This window comes from Winogradskyella tangerina (genome assembly GCF_003260205.1).
GTDB lineage: Bacteria > Bacteroidota > Bacteroidia > Flavobacteriales > Flavobacteriaceae > Winogradskyella > Winogradskyella tangerina.
In genome coordinates, this window is the sequence record NZ_QERF01000008.1 from 42,900 (window position 1) to 63,838 (window position 20,939).

General features: G+C 35.2%; 20 protein-coding genes. 8 read left to right on the top strand and 12 right to left on the bottom strand.

The annotated features are described in order from the left end of the window. Positions 1-64: 64 nt before the first annotated feature. On the bottom strand, positions 65-1,663 hold the full coding sequence (locus tag DDY94_RS11855) for a right-handed parallel beta-helix repeat-containing protein (RefSeq protein ID WP_157957310.1): 1,599 nt from the start codon (positions 1,661-1,663) through the stop codon (positions 65-67). Positions 1,664-1,761: 98 nt separating this feature from the next. Between DDY94_RS11855 and DDY94_RS11860 the strand changes: the two genes are divergently transcribed. Genes DDY94_RS11860 through DDY94_RS11870 form a run of 3 tightly spaced genes read left to right on the top strand, consistent with a single transcriptional unit; the run spans position 1,762 to position 4,310 of the window. Then, positions 1,762-2,445, top strand: coding sequence for a cell division ATP-binding protein FtsE (locus DDY94_RS11860; protein ID WP_111684338.1), 684 nt, complete (start codon positions 1,762-1,764; stop codon positions 2,443-2,445). A gap of 12 nt (positions 2,446-2,457) precedes the next feature. Continuing rightward, on the top strand, positions 2,458-3,372 hold the full coding sequence (locus DDY94_RS11865) for a glycosyltransferase family 2 protein (protein ID WP_157957311.1): 915 nt from the start codon (positions 2,458-2,460) through the stop codon (positions 3,370-3,372). Beyond that, complete coding sequence (locus DDY94_RS11870; RefSeq protein WP_111684340.1) at positions 3,369-4,310, top strand: glycosyltransferase family 2 protein; 942 nt, start codon at positions 3,369-3,371, stop codon at positions 4,308-4,310. Before DDY94_RS11865 ends, DDY94_RS11870 begins: the two co-directional genes overlap by 4 nt. Here DDY94_RS11870 and DDY94_RS11875 read toward each other — a convergent pair. Both DDY94_RS11875 and DDY94_RS11880 read right to left on the bottom strand, forming a co-directional pair. Then, entirely contained in the window at positions 4,296-4,700 is a 405-nt protein-coding gene (locus tag DDY94_RS11875; protein ID WP_111684616.1) for a sugar 3,4-ketoisomerase, read from the bottom strand. The genes DDY94_RS11870 and DDY94_RS11875 overlap by 15 nt on opposite strands. Before the next feature lie 14 nt (positions 4,701-4,714). After that, positions 4,715-5,803 carry a glycosyltransferase gene (locus DDY94_RS11880; RefSeq protein ID WP_111684341.1) on the bottom strand — a complete coding sequence of 363 codons (1,089 nt, stop codon included), beginning with the start codon at positions 5,801-5,803 and terminating at the stop codon, positions 4,715-4,717. Between the two features lie 36 nt (positions 5,804-5,839). Between DDY94_RS11880 and DDY94_RS11885 the strand changes: the two genes are divergently transcribed. Beyond that, a complete protein-coding gene (locus tag DDY94_RS11885; protein WP_111684342.1) occupies positions 5,840-6,985 on the top strand; it encodes a glycosyltransferase in 1,146 nt (381 codons plus the stop codon). Here DDY94_RS11885 and DDY94_RS11890 read toward each other — a convergent pair. Genes DDY94_RS11890 through DDY94_RS11915 form a run of 6 tightly spaced genes read right to left on the bottom strand, consistent with a single transcriptional unit; the run spans position 6,982 to position 14,406 of the window. Next, positions 6,982-8,271 (bottom strand): O-antigen translocase, encoded by a 1,290-nt coding sequence (locus DDY94_RS11890; protein WP_111684343.1) that lies wholly within the window; start codon positions 8,269-8,271, stop codon positions 6,982-6,984. The genes DDY94_RS11885 and DDY94_RS11890 overlap by 4 nt on opposite strands. Positions 8,272-8,281: 10 nt before the next feature. Next, positions 8,282-9,589, bottom strand: a complete 1,308-nt coding sequence (locus tag DDY94_RS11895) for an O-antigen translocase (RefSeq protein WP_111684344.1) — start codon at positions 9,587-9,589, stop codon at positions 8,282-8,284. Then, on the bottom strand, positions 9,590-10,693 hold the full coding sequence (locus tag DDY94_RS11900; protein WP_111684345.1) for a DegT/DnrJ/EryC1/StrS family aminotransferase: 1,104 nt from the start codon (positions 10,691-10,693) through the stop codon (positions 9,590-9,592). Beyond that, positions 10,690-11,667 carry a GNAT family N-acetyltransferase gene (locus DDY94_RS11905; protein WP_111684346.1) on the bottom strand — a complete coding sequence of 326 codons (978 nt, stop codon included), beginning with the start codon at positions 11,665-11,667 and terminating at the stop codon, positions 10,690-10,692. Before DDY94_RS11905 ends, DDY94_RS11900 begins: the two co-directional genes overlap by 4 nt. Positions 11,668-11,716: 49 nt before the next feature. Continuing rightward, positions 11,717-12,661, bottom strand: coding sequence for a glycosyltransferase family 2 protein (locus DDY94_RS11910; RefSeq protein ID WP_111684347.1), 945 nt, complete (start codon positions 12,659-12,661; stop codon positions 11,717-11,719). 20 nt (positions 12,662-12,681) lie between these two features. After that, on the bottom strand, positions 12,682-14,406 hold the full coding sequence (locus DDY94_RS11915) for a hypothetical protein (protein ID WP_111684348.1): 1,725 nt from the start codon (positions 14,404-14,406) through the stop codon (positions 12,682-12,684). A gap of 116 nt (positions 14,407-14,522) precedes the next feature. Between DDY94_RS11915 and DDY94_RS11920 the strand changes: the two genes are divergently transcribed. Both DDY94_RS11920 and DDY94_RS11925 read left to right on the top strand, forming a co-directional pair. Continuing rightward, positions 14,523-15,833, top strand: coding sequence for a hypothetical protein (locus tag DDY94_RS11920; RefSeq protein WP_157957312.1), 1,311 nt, complete (start codon positions 14,523-14,525; stop codon positions 15,831-15,833). Then, positions 15,817-16,968, top strand: a complete 1,152-nt coding sequence (locus DDY94_RS11925; RefSeq protein WP_232817868.1) for a glycosyltransferase family 2 protein — start codon at positions 15,817-15,819, stop codon at positions 16,966-16,968. The genes DDY94_RS11920 and DDY94_RS11925 overlap by 17 nt, the downstream gene beginning before the upstream one ends. A 34-nt stretch (positions 16,969-17,002) precedes the next feature. On the opposite strand, the gene typA is transcribed toward DDY94_RS11925, so the two are convergent. Beyond that, positions 17,003-18,802, bottom strand: coding sequence for a translational GTPase TypA (gene typA / locus DDY94_RS11930; RefSeq protein ID WP_111684350.1), 1,800 nt, complete (start codon positions 18,800-18,802; stop codon positions 17,003-17,005). Positions 18,803-18,991: 189 nt separating this feature from the next. On the opposite strand from typA, the gene DDY94_RS11935 reads away from it, so the two are divergent. Continuing rightward, on the top strand, positions 18,992-19,351 hold the full coding sequence (locus DDY94_RS11935) for a hypothetical protein (RefSeq protein ID WP_111684351.1): 360 nt from the start codon (positions 18,992-18,994) through the stop codon (positions 19,349-19,351). Positions 19,352-19,389: 38 nt separating this feature from the next. Then, on the top strand, positions 19,390-20,199 hold the full coding sequence (gene kdsA, locus DDY94_RS11940) for a 3-deoxy-8-phosphooctulonate synthase (protein ID WP_111684352.1): 810 nt from the start codon (positions 19,390-19,392) through the stop codon (positions 20,197-20,199). Here the strand turns inward: kdsA and DDY94_RS11945 are convergent. Together DDY94_RS11945 and DDY94_RS11950 are read right to left on the bottom strand one after the other, a co-directional pair. Next, complete coding sequence (locus DDY94_RS11945) at positions 20,196-20,462, bottom strand: hypothetical protein (RefSeq protein WP_111684353.1); 267 nt, start codon at positions 20,460-20,462, stop codon at positions 20,196-20,198. The two genes, kdsA and DDY94_RS11945, sit on opposite strands and share 4 nt — an antisense overlap. An 86-nt stretch (positions 20,463-20,548) precedes the next feature. After that, the gene (locus tag DDY94_RS11950) at positions 20,549-20,938 is read right to left on the bottom strand and encodes a DUF1801 domain-containing protein (protein WP_111684354.1); all 390 of its coding nucleotides are present in this window, start codon (positions 20,936-20,938) and stop codon (positions 20,549-20,551) included. Between the last annotated feature and the right edge of the window lies 1 nt (position 20,939).

Sequence of the window (20,939 nt, forward strand, 5' to 3'; positions counted from 1 at the left end):
ATAAACCGACTTATTAATATTGGGTATTTCCTTATGAGTCAATGTATTCATAATTTCTATTTCATTAAAAAAGCCATCCGAAAAATCGATTGTGAAAACCCACAGTCTTTTTAGCACTTTCGAATTCAATTCTGTAAACGCCAAAATTTCCTTGTGACTTTACGGCAACACTATTATGTAAGGGTTTTTCAAATTCTGAAAGACCCATAGGAAAGGTTATCTTCATATCTTCACCAAGCAGCCCTGTTTTTATAACCTTGTGCCTATTTTCAATATCATAGATCTTATAAACCAATCCTTTTTTTAATCCTTTCGAACTAAAATCTACTTCAACATCATCGCCTTCTTTATCTAATACCGCCACATTGAATTGCAGAGAATTTGTATTCAATTTTTCTACTTTCAATACAGGATCAACTTCAAATGTTTGAAGCGATTTCCATTGGCTTTCAGCATCTAAATCGTATTTAGTTTTCCATTCAGACAGTTGAAAATCTTTGTGTTTCAATATCCTTAAACCCTTTACTTTTCTAGTGTGATATCTGTTATTGTTAAATACCATGCTACCATTTTCGAGTCCTGTGAGTGTTGACTTTTCAAAATGTATATAACCGGTATAAACTGTATTATTTTGGAATTTCAGAGATTTTGCATGCAGAATATTAAGCGCATTATTTCTTCCAATGATCACATTGTTTTCGATTAAAATATCCTCGACCAATGCTTTATCAGTAAACCCAACAGTGATAGAGTTTCCGTAGCCATAATTCTTTGCACTTTGAAAATCTACATTATGATAAAATACGTTGTCTCTCACATTGATATTTTTTGCAATATTGACACCTTTTCGATCACCAGAGGCTACGATAAGGTTCGACCATGGTTGACCTGAAGGCGCGCCATTATTGAATACTATATTATCTTCGAGATCGACATTTTTAACAAATTCTCGATTAGTTCCAGAACTGGCTGACCATACTTCAATGCCTTTATAGTAGTTATTAAAAACGATGTTGTTGCGGAGAATTCTTGTCTTGTTACTTTCGTTTTGCACATAGATTCCAACACCATGACCTCGCTGTGCCTGATAACCATTATTGTAGATCAAACAATCTTCAATGATAGATCCGCCAGTTGATTTCCAAGACCCAAATCCAGAGCCTGGAATATTATGAATAATTAAATTCTGAAATTTACAATCTTCACCTTCAATATGATTAACTCCAGTGACCGCTTTAAATTTATTCCCTGATTTAGTACGATTAAATTCACCCAGATATGTGATCTCAAAATTCTTGAAAATAACTCTGCTTCCCATAACCTCGAGCACGTAATGGGTCTTTTCTTGAATATTTCCATTGAGAATTACTTTATCATTTTTATATGCCGAAACTGTAATAAACTCAGAATTGACGGTAGAAGTTAGAGTACTTACATAATTTCCATTGTAGGTTCCTTCATGGATCCATATAATATCGCCGCCATTTATACGTTCTGAAGACTGCGACAATGCAGTTTGCAATTCCCACGGACGATCAAGGCTTCCATCTCCCACCTTTGAACCTTTAATGTTTTTTCCATCAATAGGAAACACATGATATTCGTTCTGAGCAAATGAAGTCATGGTTAAAACTAAAGAAAATATGCAAAAAATAATTCTCATGTATATAGGTTTCCAATTACTATGCCAAGGTATAAATAGCATTTGGGATTTGAAATTTTACGCCATACATTTACAGGGATTAAAAACTATCTAAATCTATGTCCGAAACCGTTCTTCAGCTTAAAGACGCTACCATTTACCAAGGTGGAAATATGGTCCTTACCGACGTTAATTTTGAAATGGAAAAAGGTGACTTTGTGTACCTTATCGGTAAAACAGGAAGTGGAAAAAGTAGCTTTATGAAAACCCTTTATGGTGACCTTGAACTTACGGAAGGCGAAGGGCAAGTCGTAGATTTTGATCTTAGAACCATGAAGGAAAATGACATTCCTTTTTTACGCAGGAAACTTGGAATAGTATTTCAAGATTTCAAATTGCTTCCAGACCGTACTGTCAATGGCAACTTAGAATTTGTTCTTAAGGCTACCGGATGGAAAGAAAAAGACAAGATTAGTCAACGAATTGAAGAGGTTTTAGACAAAGTTGGCATGAAAACAAAGGGCTTTAAATTTCCTCATGAACTTTCTGGTGGTGAACAACAGCGTATAGCTATTGCAAGAGCATTACTTAACGACCCAGAACTAATTCTTGCTGACGAGCCAACAGGAAATCTAGACCCTCAGACGAGTATAGAGGTGATGGAGGTTTTACAAGACATCAATAAAAACGGTAATACGATATTAATGGCAACCCACGATTACGCCTTACTTCTGAAGTACCCCAGCAAAACTTTAAAATGTGATGAAAATAAAGTATTTGAAGTGGTACAAAGGAAGACCTAAATTTTTAGAGTTGTGATCCACTGGCAGAACACCATGCTATCCATTTTGATTCCCACATATAACTATCCAATTAGTGCGCTTGTTGCGTCGCTACATAGGGTATTGGATAATTTTGACCTTGCTTACGAAATACAATGTTTAGAAGATGGCTCGCAATTGTATGTTGAAGAAAATAAAGCAGCATGCGATAGTTATGACCATACGCTTCATATCATTTCAGAGGAAAATAAAGGCCGAATAAATTCGAGGAAACGCCTTGCGCAGAATGCTAAATACGATTGGTTACTTTTTCTCGATGCTGATGTGGAAATTTCAAATGATGACTTCATCAAAACCTATTCAGACTATTTTGATAAATCAAAAGAGGCGATTTATGGTGGCTGCTCCTATGCATCAGAACAGCCTGAAACATCACAATTACTACGTTGGAAATACGGAAAAGCCTACGAGGAAGTGAATTCTAGCGTCAGAAACAAAACACCTTACAAGTCCATTGTATCGGCTAATTTTCTAATTAAAAAACACACCTTTCAACATATTATTTCAGAAATTAAGAATGAAGGTTACGGCTATGATGTTTTTATTGGGGCTTTAATGAAAGAACATAAGACTAAAGTACATCATATCGACAATCCTGTGCTACATACTGGTTTGGATGAAAATTCAGAATATTTAGCTAAGGTGGAAAAATCTGTAGAAACCAATTATAGACTTCTGAATGAACAAAAAATCAATACCACTCAAAACAGCCTTCTAAAATTATTTAAATCTCTTAAGAGACTTGGTATGGTAAGAATTGTAAGTGGAATGTTTAATACGTTCAGACAGCCAATTAAAAGGCATCTGCTTGGCAATAGTCCAAATGTTAAGCTATTGCAGTTTTATAAATTGGGCTACCTTTGTGCTATAAGTCTCGATAAAAAATGACGCCTTTCTTTTCAGTCGTAGTTACCGTATATAATAAAGGGCACTTTATAGAAAAAACGATTAGAAGTATTCTTAATCAAACGTTTGATAACTTCGAACTATTGATCGTTGATGACGGTAGTACTGACAATAGTCTGGAAATTATTCAAGGTATCAAGGACGAACGGATTATCATTTATTCAAACAAAAATCAAGGTGTTTCTGCTGCCCGAAATTTTGGTATGCAAAAAGCCAAAACCGAATTCATTGCGCTTTCTGATGGCGATGATATTTGGTTAGAAAATCATCTTGAAGAACTTAAAAATTTAATCGACGCTAACAGCGATTGCGGTATTTATGCCACGTCGTACGAAAAACACTTTTTTAATAAATATACTACTTCACCTAAATTTAGTGATGTAGACCATCCCTTTTTTGGTGTTGTAGAGGACTATTTCAAGACAAGTTTAGTAGACAATATCCTCTGGACGTCTGCTGTGGCAATTCCGAAGAAAATAATTGATTCAGGTTTTTTGTTCGATGAACATCTCGGCTGGGGCGAAGACACCGATCTTTGGATTAGAATTGCGAATAATCACAAAGTTGCGTTTTCTTCAAAGGTGACTGCTCATAAAATGATTCATACGCAAGAAAATCATCTCTCTCTCACAAAAAATATCCCAAATCTCATGATGATGATCGATAAGCACAAAGCTGAAGAAAAAAACAATCCTTCACTTAAAGCTTTTTTAGATGTGAATAGATTTATGATTGCGATGGAGGCGAAATTGCGAAATGACTATGAAAACTACAAAAAGGTAAAGCAAGATATCGATCCAAATCATCTCAACTTTAAATTGCGACTGCTATTGAATTTACCTTCTGGAATATTAAGATTCTTAAAAAGAATGAAATTTCTGCTTTTAAAAAAGCAACTTTACAGCTCACCGTTTAGATGATAAAAACGCATCATAATCTCTCACATACTCGCTGGCATCAAAGTTGGTAGATGCTAAAACCAAACACACTGCACCTGAAGAAAAGTTATCGATTTCGCGCCAAATATCAGTAGGAATATACAAGCCCTGATTTGGCTTATTTAGCATTATACGTTGACGTGTATGACCATCATCGATAATAACTTCAAAGCTGCCACTAAGTGCTATTACAACAGATTGCTGTTTTTTATGCGCATGACCACCTCTAAAACTATCCGTTGGCACATCGTATAAATAGTATACGCGTTTAATTTCGAAAGGAATGATATCTTTCTCAACAACCGCAAGTGATCCGCGCTCGTCGTGTACCTTCGGAATTTCGATCAATTGCGTATGCGTTAATGTCTTCATAGTATTTTTGGTGCTTACTTTAGTAGGGTTTGCCATTGTGAACCTATCGCCTCTTTTGAAAATTTGGCAACACTAGTTTTTGCATTAGACTTGCAATGTAAGTATAAATCTTTATCCTTTAACATTCTATTCATAGCATTTACTAATACTTCTTCATTGTGATTTTCAACCAACAGTCCGTTGTGCTCATGGATAACAATCTCGCTTGGACCCGATTTGCAATCTACTGAAACTACTGGAGTGCCTAAGGCAAGCGACTCTACCAAAACACGTGGGAACCCTTCATAATGACTTGTAAGAACAGTAAAATACGCAGCTTGCACCAAACTAAATGGGTCTGGAGAAAAACCTAAAAACTCAACATGATCATTGATCTGTAATTCTTCAGATTTTTGGATTAACAAGGCTTTGTCATTTCCTTTTCCTAATATTTTCAGTTTCATATTTGCCTTGGGTAACTCTGATCTTGAATAGGCATTCAGCAATAAAGAGATGTTTTTAACCTTGTCTTCTAAACGACCATAAAAAATAATAAACGATTCCGTAATCTCTGATTTAGAACCTAGTATTTCAACCTCATCAACAATGGGGTTATGTATAACTTCAAGGTTTTCAAATCCGTATTCAAGTTTCAGTTTTTCTGAAATTGCTTCAGACACGGTAACAATCTTAAAAGCTGAGTTGTAAAGCCACTTTCCTAGAAAACGACTAGGATTAATATACATGTCTGTGTTATAACTTCGAACACAGTAAATAGTTTTCTGCGAGGTATAAACCCATTTAGAAATCACAAATTCTTTAAACCAACCTATTCGAGTTCGGTTATCGATGATATAGTCGAAATTATGTGTTTGTAAATAGCGTTTAAATACCTTTAGTCGCTTTAACCTTCCAAGCCGACTATCATCTTTAGATTTTAGTGCACCTAAATTGAGCAGCTGCCCTTTAAATGGATAATCAATCTTATCTAATACTGAAACAATATGAACATCATAACCTAAGTGGAATAATATTTCAGATAATAAAGCAGAGGAGCGTTCGGCTCCGCCTCCTCCAAGGGATGAAACAACAATGCAAATTTTTTTCGCTTCAGCTTTTGACATTAACCACTATATTTGAAAACAAATGTAACGATATAAATGAAGATTTTATTAGTTGGTGAATACAGCAGACTTCATAATTCTTTAAAGGAAGGATTAGAAAAACTGAATCATGAGGTCACTATCGTTGCGAGTTATGACGGTTTCAAAAAATATGATGTTGATCTACTCATAAAGAAGAACTATCAAAAAGGATTTTTGAAGAAACTGAAAAATCTCCTCTTCTCTTTGACAGGCATAGATCTTGAATCGCTCAACATAAAAAAACAAATCCGAGAGTTACAACCTCAACTTAGTGATTACGATATCGTGCAATTTATAAATGAGACGCCTTTTGGCTGTGTGGTTGATATCGAAAAATCGATCTTTGATTTAATATCCTCATGGAATACGAATATCTTTTTACTCTCTTGCGGTACCGACTATATCAGCGTTAATTACGCTAATGATGATAAATTCAGATACTCTATATTAACGCCTTACAAAAATGGCAAGGATCAAACCTTTTTGAGCACTTATGGTTTAAAATTTCTACAACCAGAATATGAAGAATTACATCATCATATTTATGGTAGAATAAAAGGTGTTATTGCCTCAGATATCGATTATCATATTCCGCTGGAAGATCATCCAAAATATTTAGGATTAGTTGCAAATCCGATAAATACAGCGCTATTGGACTTCAAACTTCCTCAGATAGAAGATAAGATCGTGATCTTCCATGGGATCAATTCTCATCACTATTACAAAAAAGGAAACGATATTTTTGAAAAGGCTTTGGATATTCTGAATACAACTTATTCCGATCGCGTAGAAATTATTACGGTAAGAAGCTTACCATATGCTGAATATATTAATGCTTACGACAATGCACATATTCTATTGGATCAGGTTTATGCGTACGATCAAGGGTTTAATGCCTTAGAAGCAATGGCCAAGGGCAAGGTTGTATTTACTGGCGCTGAAAAAGAATGGCTTGAGTATTACAATTTAAAAGCGGATACCGTTGCTATAAATGCGCTACCTGATGCGCAAAAAATTGCTGATAAACTTATTTGGTTGATTAATAATCCTGAAAAAATCATAGATATATCTCGAAATGCAAGACAGTTTATTGAGCAGCATCATGATTATATTTCTTCTGCCAAAGGTTATTTAAAGGCTTGGCAAACAAATGAAAATTAAGACTGTTCAGTTGTTCTGTTTCGGTAGTACATCCATAATACAAATACAACGATCACAAAATAGATAAGATAACGTACTAAATGGGCTATAACGACGCCTTCTGTTTCATATTCTTTAATAAAAATTAAGGTGAGCGCATAGAAAAGTACCAACGAAATAATCTCTGTAATGATAAAACTCTTCACCAGACGCTTGGCTAAAAACTGATGGGCCAAGACTAAGGCACAAAGCCTAACAAAATCACCTAACAATTGCCATTTAAATAATGGCTCCATTCCCTTAAAATCGGGATAAATAATGTCAATTATCAAGTTACGTAAAAAGTAAACTAGGATCATTCCGAGGCCAAACACTGGAAGAATAGTTTTATAGATATTCGCCACTTCATTTTTGAAGGCTGATTTGGTATGAATATTTGCAAATTTCGGGATGACATACAAGGTGAATAATCCAGTAGCAAATACCATATAATTTTTTGAAATAAAGGTCATTGCCGTCCAGTAACCCGCTTCATTAATATTGATCTCGTTGGCCACCTTAGTTCTGATATTTATTTCTATATAGTTGAGTAGAAATGCCGAAACGAAAGACATCAATGTAAATGCTAAAAGCTTGTTCTTGTAGCTAAGACTAAGGTTAATGTCTTTCAGTTTTATATAAGATTTCAGAGTTTTGCCAAATACAAAACCAAGGACGATTAACTGAATAATTGGCGCAAATGCAATGGCAATAATTACACCATCTAAATTTGATGTATATAACCCGAGTAATAATGCCAAAGTCGCTAAAAGATAACTAATAAGCTCAATTTTAGCATAACGCTTATAATCTGAAAGACCATTTACAATACCACCAATGGCTCTATTTATGGCAATAAAAGGGACGATTACAGCTAGTACTTTGAAGACGTAAACAAAGTCTTCAGATTTGAACAAAAAATCAGAGAAATAAGTCGCCCCAAAGAACAAGATCAACGCTGAAACTATCGAACCGGAAATCAAAAACACGGTTGCTGTTGAAAACAACTTCGCAAGTTCAGGTTTATTTTCTTTATACTCAGCAACATATTTTACAACTCCGCTAAAAATTCCGAGGGTTGAAGTACTGGTTAGCATTACCATCGCATTACGCACCTGCCCAATACTTGCTATCCCTGCTTCGCCTACTGTAATGGCTAAAAGGCGTTGCACGAAAACTGAGACTACTAGCCTAATTGTGATGACTACGGCATTTAGCGAGGTAATCTTCAGGATAATATTTTCTCTAAGAAATTTAGGTATTTTCACGTTTTGCTAATTAGTATTCATCGAGTCCTTCATCACTTAATACACCAAATAATGAACTTCCAAATATCAGCAAAACTATTCCGAAGTGCATAAAATAACTAAGACAGTGTCCCATAACAGCACCCTTCACACCGAAGACATCGATGAGATAAATACTAGAGAAATACATTATTACAAATAAGAATATTTCTATAATAATGAAGTGTGTAAACATCTTCTTGGCTAAAAATTTATAAGCGATCACCATAGACATCACCCGCATGAAATCGCCCAATATTTGATATCCAAATAAATCTTCGATTGGTCTAAATTCTTCAGTAAATAAAACGGTTACTAATAGTCCTCTACAGAGATAGATTATTCCCAATATTACGGCGAAAATTGGCAGAACAGTTTTGTAAAAACTAAAGACTTCTTTTCTAAATTCTGATTGTGATTTTAGTTCGGCAAACCGCGGCAAAATATAGAGTGCCATCAACGAATTGATAAACATTAAATAATAATCAGAGACTCTTGTAACTGCGGTCCAGTATCCCGCTTCTTTAATACCAATTTCTGAAATAATATAGTTTCTAATAATGATGTAAACGATTGGTAAGGCTATTGAAGTTACCAATGCCATAATCATATATGGACTTAGGTTTCTCAGTACACCTAAATTGATATTTGTTATTCTGATGTACGACATTAAGTTTTTCCGAAAGGCAATACCAACAATAGTAATCAAAAGATTTAGCGCTGGTGTTATGACAACTGCAACCAATGCACCATCAATATTCTCTTGCTTAATTAAAAGTAAGGTAACCAATAAGCCCAGAATTTGCCCAGTAATATTAATCACCAGGAGAATGCGATACTTGGAAAAACCATTCATTATCGAAAACACAAACATATTCAGCGCGTAGAATGGTAGTATGATGGCCATGGTTTCAATAACATAGGTATAGTTATTGTTTAGGAATATGAGTTCATTAATAAATTCCGCATTATAGTAGCACAAAAAGGCCAAAAGTATTGACGAGAAAAAGCCTAAATAGAATACTGTAGACAAGGTATTGGTGAGTGCAGCAAGATCATTTTTACATTTACCAATGAGTTTTACCATACCATTGTAGAGTCCGGCTATGGCTGTAGATTGAATGGTACTAAGAAAATTTCTTAAGTTACCGATCAATGCCATTCCTTCCGGGCCAATAAATACAGCTATAAATTTGGAAATTAGAATACCAGCAAGAATCTTAACACTGATATTTGCAGTGTTTAAGTTTGCGGCTTTCACCAAAACTTCGGTATTTATATAGTGGAAAAACTTTTTCAATTAATAGTTGTTTAAAACTTCAATTACATAATTTACCTCGTGATCTGTTAAAACAGGACTCATAGGTAAACTTATGACTCTACGATGAATTTGCTCCGTTACTGGCAATTTTAATTCTGAAAATCTACTGAGTGCTTTCTGCCTGTGTGGAGGAATCGGGTAATGAATTAACCAACCAACATGATTTTTATCGAGGTAATCCATAAAATGATTCCTATCCTCTACCTCAACAACAAAAGCATAAAATACATGATCTTTAGTTCCTGAGTAAACAGGAAGATTAATCTTAGAATTCTTAATTCCTTGAAGATATTGTTTTGCGATGTGCTGTCGCTGTTCGTTGTCTGAATCTAGCGTTTTTAATTTGATGCGTAAAAACGCGGATTGCATGTCATCTAAACGACTGTTGTAGCCAATGATGTCATTCTTATATTTCTCTTCACTTCCGTAATTTCTTAACAATGAAAGCACATTGTATAATTCTGGATCGCTTGTTGTAATGGCACCACCATCCCCTAACGCACCTAAGTTTTTGCTCGGATAAAAGCTAAAAGCCGCAGCATCACCCAAATTACCTGCTTTCAATTTTTGGGTATTACTAATTGCACCATGGGCTTGTGCAGCATCTTCAATTAGAAGCAGATCATGTGTCTTAGCTAAGTCTTTCAGACCTTCAACATCAGCTAATTGACCATAAAGATGAACCATCACAATAGCTTTTACATCTTCAATAATCGCTTCTTCAACTAATTCTGAAGAAAGACAATAAGACCTCGGATCTGGTTCAACAAAAATAGGTTCTAAATCAGCATGAAACACAGACAAAATAGTAGCTATAAATGTGTTCGCCGGAACAATAACCTTGTCCCCTTTTTTGAGACGACCCAGTCGGATATAACCCTTCAGAATAAGGGTTAGAGCATCTAATCCATTGGCAGTTCCTACAGCAAATTTAGTTCCACAATAATCGGCAAACTCATTTTCAAAATTTGAAACATTCCTCCCTAAAATAAAATGAGAAGTGTCCAAAGAATTTTTGAAGGATGCCTCAAAATCTGCCCTGAATCTATCGTTGATTTTATGAAGATCTAAAAACTTTATCATACAAAGATGTCTTCTAACAAGCCGTGTTTATTAGTATCAATAGTGTAAAAACCTTGTGTAACGGAATGGGCGCCAAATCCTTCCTTCCAATACATCAAACCTTCATTAATAAGCTGACCTTGCTCGAGGTGCGAAATTCCAAAATTGAAATACGATTTATCAGCAAATACATTTTGAAGTAAAAAACGATGTAAAAAATCTAACGATCCTAAAGTATTTTTATCCTTATTTCCTGAAATATACTGACTATGAGCAACATTTTTAGTGTCGAAAATAGTCGTTCCTGCAACAATCTTACCTTCATGAAGCACATTAAATTGCCTTATCTGTTGAGGAAATCTGGATTTCAATAGCTGAATTTCATCAAGTGAGTGCACAGGTTTCACGTCGTGTTTATTATCTAGATTTGGAATAAGTATTTCATTCCAAAATGCCGAAAAATCGTCAGTTTCTTCAACAATAAGGTCATGCTTTTCGGCACGTTTAATACCGTTCTTCCTGCTTCTGGAATAATTCAAACTAGTTGGTTTTACAACCGAATGCATATCCATTCGGTACAATTGAGCGCTTACTTTAAAGTATAGATACGAAAATGGATTGTTGATTGGACTATCTAAATAAATAAATGGTAACTCCTTAATGTGAAGCTTTTCAATTTTGCTTTGATTTAGAAATTGAAGGATTGCTTTAAAAATGACAATCACCTCTTCAGATTTTAACCGAAAATTACAAATTATTCCACCATAGGTCAATCCCTGATGCGAATGGAGTTCATTTCCAACCTTATTGGCCGGTAATAGAGCAATTAACTTATCGTCCATGTAGATCATCAAGGAGAAATCTGAAAATCTATCACTATGATAATCCATAAAACCCCTTTGGAATAGAAAGGTTTGCTGATTACTATCTAAGACAAAACTGTCCCAAAGGTGCTTATCGGATGGTTGATATTGTAAAACTTTGACGTTTCGCATCAGTCAAAAATAGCTTTAATTCTTTATTTGGCTAATTTGTGAGTTTAAATCAATCTTCATCGCTTTTAATGTTGGTGTCTTTTACAATAAACAAAGGGCGCTCTCGAGTATTGTTATTGATTCGATTTATGTACTCACCTATCACTCCGATAGACAATAATTGAATACCGCCGATAAAAGCTGAACTAATGATCAAAGACGTCCATCCGGTTATGCTGTGTTTCAATACGAAATGTGAAAAAATGGCATAAATGATCACCAAAAACGAAAATATTGATATAATAAAACCTAATCGACTCACCATAATTAATGGCTTATCCGAGAATCCTGTGATGCCATCTAGAGCCAACTTTGTTAGTTTACTATAAGAATATTTAATCTCACCATGTTTTCGCGGTTCTCTGTCAAAAAGAACTTCGGCATGATTAAATCCTAACCAAGCAATTTGGCCTCTTAAGAATTTACTACGCTCAGTCATCTTATTAAGTGATTTCACCACCTTTTGTGAAATAAGTCGAAAATCTCCAGTATCTAGAGGGATTTCAAAAGGAATCATTCGCTTAAATAGTCTATAAAATACTTTGGCCGTAAACTTTTTAACCCATGTTTCACCTTCCCTTTTTTGACGCTTCGCATAGACAACATCGAATCCTTCTTTATATTTTGAATACAACTTTTCAATGAGTTCGGGTGGGTCTTGTAAATCACCATCCATCAATACCGTAGTTTCGGAATGACAGTACTCGAGGCCAGCCGAAAGGGCTATTTGATGTCCAAAATTTCTACTGAAATTGATATAATAGACGTGCTTATCTTTTTCTGAAAGACCTAACATAATCTCTAAGGAATTATCGGAACTTCCGTCATTGACAAAAATTATGTCGTAATTATCGGTAAAATTAGATAGACTCTTGGTGAGGCGTTCATATAATTCGAGTAAGCTGTCTTGCTCGTTATATATTGGAATCACAACTGAAATATCACTCTTTTTCATCTGAATCTGTCTTTAGTGGATTACTGGTTCAAATTAGATTTATAAATATTGAAATACGCATTACTCCAAACAACCTCATAATTATTTCGCTTTAAAAATGAGTTCATTGTGGCATTTCGTTCATTGCTATGAAAGTTTGTATTCTCTTTAGTCTCCGACATATAATCTTCTATCGGTTCTGAAAATTCATAGATCGTTTCAATCTTCTGCTGAACTACCACAGGCAACTCGTCTATCTCTTGTTCCGCTTTTAAAAGCTTTTTCTCGAAGGAATTGTAATCATAAATCCACACCCAAGAGTTATACATATATGGTTTGGTCTCAGTTAAGAAATGAACCATAGGAATCTTGTCGTATGCCAGCAAATACTCATTTGGTTTAACAAATCTATTCAAATTAAGTAATAGTTCGTTCATTATTTGGGCCCGTCTTTCTGTGGTATAAACACCTCTAGCTTTCACATTATTGATCGCAAATGTCTTTTCGAAACGACTTCCAGGATCAAAATATGACTGTTGTGGGATTTTATAGGCTTTCAAAATTAAAAAGGCGAAAGCAAGACAATATAAATACTTGTGAATATAAATTGATTTATCACCGCCTTTAATAGAAAAATCCTTAGGCATCAAATAAAAAAACAATGGCAAACCAATCCAAATAGCCATATAACCACTGTTTTTAAGTCCGCCTGCTGAACCTAGCCACAAGGTTGAGAGAATTAAAAGCGACATGAAACTTATCACCCTAATCTCATTAGGTATACTCTTCTTAAACATTAAAACAGCACTTCCGAATAGACACAAACTGTAAACCGGATAAATATTTCCGGTGTTGAACCAAAAAATAAATACACCTATAGCAACTATCGATGTCATTGCCAAGAGTATCTTTCTTGGAAGTGGAATGTAATTCAGAATGTAAAGAATGAAAGCCAATACGATCAGGTCATTAAATGCTTGAACAATAGACAGAAAATTATGTAATGGAGCTTTAAAAATCTCTTTGAAGTTATGCGAACTGTTCTCAGTATTTCCTAGATCTACAATGGTTAAAAGCGCATTTTTCATAATCTCAACCTGACCTAAGCCGAGCAATATCAAGTAAATACTGAGATAGCCTAAGATCGATCCTGAAACGAACAATAGAGCGGGTTGTATTGATTTTGAAACCTTTTTATCAGCAATAAAGAATGCAAAAGGAATTGCAAAAATGAGAATATGCAATACCGCGTTGGGTATTCTCACAAAAACCGTAAAACTCAATACGAAACCAGCAATAATAAACAAGCGTCGATTATCTGAACGAAGTGCCTTATTCAAAATAAAAACAACAATTACTGCCATTAAAGCTGTGAGCTGATTGTGATAAAAAGTTAAAAATCCATAGTCGTTAACGAACAACACCATGGTAAGTGCTAAAAGCAAAAAATCTTTGTTGAGATATTTTTTTAGAAGTTGATACGACAGATAAAATGCTGAAGTATTTACAATAATAGCTAAAATTCTAAACCACAGAATTCCACCATCCTCGAATAATTTGTACCACAATCCACCTACAATTCCTGCGAACCAATACAGAAAGTTATACTCTACAGATTCAGGATTAGAAAAAATTTGCTGATAAAATGTAAGCACCCAGCCATCATCACAAACATCAAATCCCTGAAAGGCCATTAATAGTTGAATTAAAACTACTATGATCAGTGTAATGCCGAGCTTTGAAGATTTTAAAATGCTAATATTCATAGAGGGGTCAAGATAAGTAAATGAGAATTATTCCTTAGGTTATCTTTAAAGAATATCGTCTTCAGAAAATGATTGATTAGTTTTTCTATTTTTACAATAATCATTCAATAGAACATATGCTCAAATTTAAACTCAAAAATCTCTCAATTAGTTCTTATGTTCTGTTGTCGTCGTATCTCATTGTATTCCTTTTTTGCATACTTACTGATCCCATCTACTCACCCGACACCTACAGTTACCTGAGGGCAATGCCTTACCGACAGATGGGTTATGTTATGTTCCTGAAGGCGTTTACAACACTGTTTGGAACGTATTTTGATGTTGCAGCGGTTGCCTTTCATGCGGCCTTTAGCTTAATTTCTGTGCACTACTTTTTCTCGAAGATCTCAAAGTTATTTCAGCTGAAGATTTATTTAAAAATTCCTGTAATTATACTTTTATTATTCCCCTTTTTCCCACCATTAAGCATTGCAAATAATGTGGTTTCCGAAGGTCTAGGGTTTGGTCTCTATTTAATTTTTATAGCCACAGGGCTAGATATTATTCTGAATAATAATACCAAAAACTTCAAATACTATCTTATTGCTTATCTCGCATTAATTTCTGTGAGAAGTCAGTTTATCTTCACTACCTTAATTTTTGCAGGGACCTATTTCTTAATTCACAGAAAACAAATTCTACAGAAAAAGCACATCCTCAGAATCGCTTTCTTTTGTGGCGTAATGGTAATTGCTAGTTTAACAGAACGCAGTTATCATAAATTGAAAGATGGCTTTTTCAAACCTACGCCCTTAGGATTTACTAGTGCTGCCACGGCACCAATTTATCTTTCAGAGCGTGAGGATTACAAGCTGTTTGAAAACGAAGATTACAAAAATATCTTCAGATGGAGTTATGATAGTTTAGTGATAAAAGATCTTCTGATAAAACCTGAATATACCACCAAAGAAGCCTATAAGTTTTTTCACGATAATCTACCAAAGATCTGTAACCAAACCGTTAGAGAAGTTGGAAAAGCGTATTATTCTGAAAAGTCTTTTCCTGAAGATTGGACTGAAAACCAACGAAATTCTAGTATATTCTTTGAGACCGAAGCTGCTTGTAAGGCTTACACAAAAACACTCATTCTTAACAACTTCAAACCCTGGGCAAAGCTATATTATGCTAATATTTCTTACGGATTCAAAAGTCAATTATTGCTTTGGTTTGTGGTAGTAATGTTTTTCTTTAGCCTTATAAAAAGCTTGCAAAGCTATCAAAGGCGCTATATCGTTGTTTTTGTATTATCGTCGCTAATTTTATCTAATGCAATGTTCATCGCTTTTGCAGTGCATTCGATTCAACGGTATCTTTTCTATAATTACAGTTTGATATTTTTATTGTTTCTTAGCACTTACAACCTTGTTATCCGTGGCCAAAAATCCTGAATTATCAATCGTAATGCCGTGTCTCAATGAAGAAGAGACCTTGGCAATTTGTATCGAAAAGGCAAATGCTTTTTTTGAAACACATAAGGTTGAAGGAGAAATTATCATTTCAGATAACGGAAGTACAGACAAGTCCATAGAAATAGCACAATCTTTAAATGCGACGGTTGTACACGCTAAGCAAAAAGGCTATGGTAATGCACTTAAAACTGGTATTGAAGCCGCTAATGGCGAATTTATCATAATGGGAGATGCCGATGATAGCTATGATTTTAGCAACCTCATGCCCTACTTAGATCAACTCAGAAAAGGATTTGATTTGGTTATGGGTAATCGCTTTAAAGGCGGTATCGAAGATAATGCCATGCCTTTTTTGCACAAATATCTTGGCAATCCGGTGTTATCTTTTATTGGGCGACTATTTTTTAAAATAAAGATCGGAGATTTTCATTGTGGACTAAGAGGGTTTTCTAAATCAGCTTATAACCGAATGAATTTGAAAACTACCGGAATGGAATTTGCCTCAGAAATGGTAGTAAAATCTAAACTCAATGGACTTTCAATAACCGAAGTACCAACCACCTTAAAAAAGGACGGACGAAGCAGAAAACCACACCTAAAAACTTGGAGTGATGGCTGGAGACACCTGCGTTTTTTAATGCTATATGCACCTAACTGGGTGTTTCTATATCCAGGGATTCTATTGGTTTTAATTGGTTTGATCTTAGGTGTTTTCCTGTTGGCAAATCCACTTAAATTTGAAGGTATAACACTCGATGTGCATACGCTTTTGTATGCTTCTGCATTCTTACTCGTTGGGGTTCAGTTTTTAATATTTTATGGACTGACCAAGGTATTCGCTGTAGAAAATGAACTTTTACCCAAATCGAATCGTTACAACAAACTCTTCCATATAATTAATCTTGAAAGAGGTCTAATCTTAGGATTTGTACTTTTACTTATTGGATTGTTTTTAAGTCTTGAAAGCCTATCTGTTTGGAGGGATCAAAACTTTGGAAACCTTGATGTAAGATCAACTCTAAGATTGGTAATACCGGCTATAACCTGTCTACAATTAGGTATTCAAACCATACTTTTCAGTTTTTTCTTTAGTATTCTAGGGCTTAAAAAATAAAAAGGAACCCTTTCGAGGTTCCTTCCTATTTAATCTAAACGTTTTTATTTCGCTTTCGATCCACTTCTTTTAATAAGATCTTACGTAATCTTAAATGATTTGGTGTAACCTCAACGTATTCATCCTTCTGAATATATTCTAGGGCTTCTTCCAACGAAAATTTAATTGCTGGAACAATTTTGGCTTTATCATCAGCGCCCGCAGAACGGACATTACTCAACTTTTTAGTTTTGGTGACATTAACGACCATGTCATCACCTCGAGAATTCTCACCGATAACCTGGCCTTCATAAATATCTTCACCCGGATCAATGAAAAACTTTCCGCGTTCTTGCAATTTATCAATAGAATATGGAATCGCTGTACCATTTTCCATAGACACCAATGACCCATTTTGACGTTCTGGAATTCCACCTTTTAATGGCTGATATTCTTTAAATCGGTGTGCCATTATGGCCTCACCAGCAGTAGCTGTAAGCAATTGGTTACGTAAACCGATTATACCACGAGATGGCACAATAAATTCGCATACCATACGCTCACCTTTAGCTTCCATACTCAGCATTTCACCTTTTCGCATGGTAACCATTTCTATGGCTTTTCCTGAAACCTCTTCCGGTAGATCAATGGTCATTTCTTCAAAAGGTTCGCACTTAACACCATCAATTTCTTTGATGATTACTTGTGGCTGACCAATTTGAAGTTCATATCCTTCACGACGCATGGTTTCTATTAAAACAGACAAGTGCAATACACCACGTCCAAAAACCATAAACTTGTCGGCACTATCGGTATCTTCAACTCTTAGTGCTAGATTTTTTTCTAATTCTTTATCTAGGCGTTCTTTGATATGACGAGAGGTTACATATTTTCCGTCTTTACCAAAAAATGGTGAGTCGTTAATAGTAAATAACATGCTCATTGTTGGCTCGTCTATGGCAATGGTTTTTAAGCCTTCAGGTTGTTCTAGATCGGCAACAGTATCACCAATTTCAAAACCTTCAAGACCAACGATCGCACAAATATCTCCTGCCTGAACTTCCTCTACTTTTTTTCGACCTAAGCCTTCAAACGTATGTAATTCCTTGATCTTACTTTTCACAATCGAACCATCACGTTTTACCAATGATATTTGTTGATTCGCTTTAAGTACACCACGTGTTAATCGACCTATAGCTATTCGACCTGTAAAAGAAGAGAAATCTAAAGAGGTAATTAACATTTGTGTATTGCCTTCTGCAATATTTGGCTCAGGAATGTGCTCAATAACCATATCTAACAATGGTTCAATATTGCTTGTTGGATTTTGCCAATCTTCGCTCATCCAGTTTTGCTTCGCTGAACCATATACCGTCGGAAAGTCTAATTGCCACTCCTCAGCACCTAATTCAAACATAAGATCGAATACCTTCTCATGCACTTCGTCTGGTGTGCAATTTTCTTTATCCACTTTATTGATAACTACACAAGGTTTCAACCCAAGATCAATAGCCTTCTGAAGCACAAAACGTGTCTGTGGCATTGGGCCTTCAAAGGCATCAACCAATAGTAAAACACCATCGGCCATGTTCAAAACACGTTCTACTTCACCACCAAAATCGGCGTGACCGGGTGTATCAATAATATTGATTTTTGTGTCTTTATATACGACTGAAACGTTTTTAGAGGTAATGGTAATACCGCGTTCGCGTTCAAGATCGTTATTATCGAGAATGAGATCTCCTGTATTTTCGTTATCTCTAAACAACTGACAATGGTACATAATCTTATCTACCAGCGTAGTTTTCCCGTGATCGACGTGTGCAATAATTGCAATATTTTTAATCTTGGTCATAAGCCGTATTGATTTTCAGCGTGCAAAGGTACGTCTTATTATCCTCTATTCGTTAATAATATGTTATATTTTGAATATCAAACAATTTCAATTCGTATCTTACGTTTTAGAAATTGATTAATAGTAATAGCCTTTTTCTTTTCAACCGCTAATTGGGCTGTTTACGTCTGAACCCTAAAACAAACCCAGATGAATACAATTAGCAAATACACCAAATTTATTCCTTACCTATATTTTTTGTCTGTTACCGCCTATTGGTTTACATACATAAATAGAAGTGAAGGCATTTCTGCGTACCCAATATTATTGTTTGGTATTCCTTTTTTATGGCAACTCATTAAACCAAATCGAAAACTGAATTTCTCATTGGGGATTGTGTTTGTTTGTTTGTCTTCTTATGTGATTTTGGCTTACTTGTCGGATGTGTTAAACATCGTCAATTGGTCTGAAAATGCTAAACGCTTCTTATTTTATAGTGGTGCCATTGTTATTGGAAACTTTGTAATGTCGCTCTGGATCATTCGAAATAGTATTAAAAAGCTTTTTTAATATATCTTTGCAACTGAATTTTTAACTCTGTTGCATCGATGGCGATTCCTAAATTAAAACATACCGATTCAGATAATTTCTTTTTGCTTTGTGGACCCTGCGCCATTGAAGGTGAAGATATGGCCCTACGCATTGCAGAACGTGTGGTGTCTATTACGGATAAACTGAAGATTCCTTATGTTTTTAAAGGAAGCTTTAAAAAAGCAAATCGCAGTAGAATAGATAGTTTTACCGGTATTGGCAATGAAAAAGCCTTAAAGATTCTTGAAAAGGTATCTCAGACTTTCGATATACCTACAATTACCGATATTCATGAGGCTTCAGATGCGGCGATGGCTGCAGCATATGTTGATGTGCTTCAAATTCCTGCATTTTTGGTAAGACAAACGGATCTCGTAGTCGCTGCTGCAAAAACAGGTAAAGTAGTTAACCTGAAAAAAGGACAATTTATGAGTCCGGAAGCCATGAAACATGCTGTTCAAAAGGTTAAAGATGCGGGTAATGAAAACGCCTGGATTACGGATAGAGGTACAATGTTTGGCTATCAAGATATGATCGTTGATTTCAGGGGAATTCCGACCATGAGACAAATGGCTCCTACAGTTTTAGATGTTACCCATTCATTGCAACAGCCTAATCAAAGTGCTGGTGTTACAGGCGGCCGTCCGGAAATGATCGAAACTATCGCAAGGGCAGGCGTGGTAAACCACGTAGATGGTTTGTTTATTGAAACACATTTCGATCCTGCAAATGCAAAAAGTGATGGTGCTAATATGCTACATTTAGACAAACTTGAAGGTTTGTTAGAGCGCTTGGTTGCTGTTAGAAAGGTAATAAATACGTTTTAAGCAGATTTTTCTCCGGTTTCGAATAAATGCCAACGACTTTTTAAATTTGAAAAGAAAGGTTCAGCTGTATCCTTTGAGAGTTCTATTTTTTGACTTTCAACGAAATAATCAAAAACATAACATTCAAAATCCTGACAACGATCGAGTATTGGAAATCGCATAAGAAATCGTGTCATTTTCTGACGAAAATCAAATTCAAATTGTATGCGTTTATCTAATTCATCACTAGATAACTGTGTATCTGAATGCCAATTAATTTTCACGATGTGTTAGGGTCTAGGGATTTTATGCAATATACCCTTAAATGTTAAACTAACAAATAGCACACTTTAATTTCACAGAGTGATCTTTAGTCGTTTTTCTTGTGCTTTCCGCTTAAAACCAATTTAAAAGGGTTGATATTTATAGCAAGTTGTTGTTCAATAACATAAACCACTACAGCATCGTTAATATCTTCAACACTTTTATACCGCAATGACGTCACTACTTTTCTGTTGGTTGTAACGAAATGCTCCCTGTATTGATCTAATTTATCACCATGCCAAAAGGCAAAATCAACGTAATCCTTAGACTGGTTTAAGTAACAAATAGGAAACCCATTATTGTAATAAAAGGGTATGCCATATTTGAACTTTAATTCAGCATTAGGTGCTACAGCTTCAACGATAGCCTGTAGTTGTAGCAAAATAGTTTTATAAGGTTCGGGTTGTTTTAGGATGTAGGCTTCGGCCGGATTCATA

Coding starts and splice junctions, on each gene's coding strand:
- DDY94_RS11885 (WP_111684342.1), top strand. CDS start 5,840: ATGAAGATTTTATTAGTTGGTGAATACAGCAGACTTCATAATTCTTTA.
- DDY94_RS11875 (WP_111684616.1), bottom strand. CDS start 4,700: ATGAAGACATTAACGCATACGCAATTGATCGAAATTCCGAAGGTACAC.
- DDY94_RS11900 (WP_111684345.1), bottom strand. CDS start 10,693: ATGATAAAGTTTTTAGATCTTCATAAAATCAACGATAGATTCAGGGCA.
- DDY94_RS11880 (WP_111684341.1), bottom strand. CDS start 5,803: ATGTCAAAAGCTGAAGCGAAAAAAATTTGCATTGTTGTTTCATCCCTT.
- kdsA (WP_111684352.1), top strand. CDS start 19,390: ATGGCGATTCCTAAATTAAAACATACCGATTCAGATAATTTCTTTTTG.
- DDY94_RS11870 (WP_111684340.1), top strand. CDS start 3,369: ATGACGCCTTTCTTTTCAGTCGTAGTTACCGTATATAATAAAGGGCAC.
- DDY94_RS11920 (WP_157957312.1), top strand. CDS start 14,523: ATGCTCAAATTTAAACTCAAAAATCTCTCAATTAGTTCTTATGTTCTG.
- DDY94_RS11910 (WP_111684347.1), bottom strand. CDS start 12,661: ATGAAAAAGAGTGATATTTCAGTTGTGATTCCAATATATAACGAGCAA.
- DDY94_RS11915 (WP_111684348.1), bottom strand. CDS start 14,406: ATGAATATTAGCATTTTAAAATCTTCAAAGCTCGGCATTACACTGATC.
- DDY94_RS11855 (WP_157957310.1), bottom strand. CDS start 1,663: ATGAGAATTATTTTTTGCATATTTTCTTTAGTTTTAACCATGACTTCA.
- DDY94_RS11905 (WP_111684346.1), bottom strand. CDS start 11,667: ATGCGAAACGTCAAAGTTTTACAATATCAACCATCCGATAAGCACCTT.
- DDY94_RS11935 (WP_111684351.1), top strand. CDS start 18,992: ATGAATACAATTAGCAAATACACCAAATTTATTCCTTACCTATATTTT.
- typA (WP_111684350.1), bottom strand. CDS start 18,802: ATGACCAAGATTAAAAATATTGCAATTATTGCACACGTCGATCACGGG.
- DDY94_RS11950 (WP_111684354.1), bottom strand. CDS start 20,938: ATGAATCCGGCCGAAGCCTACATCCTAAAACAACCCGAACCTTATAAA.
- DDY94_RS11860 (WP_111684338.1), top strand. CDS start 1,762: ATGTCCGAAACCGTTCTTCAGCTTAAAGACGCTACCATTTACCAAGGT.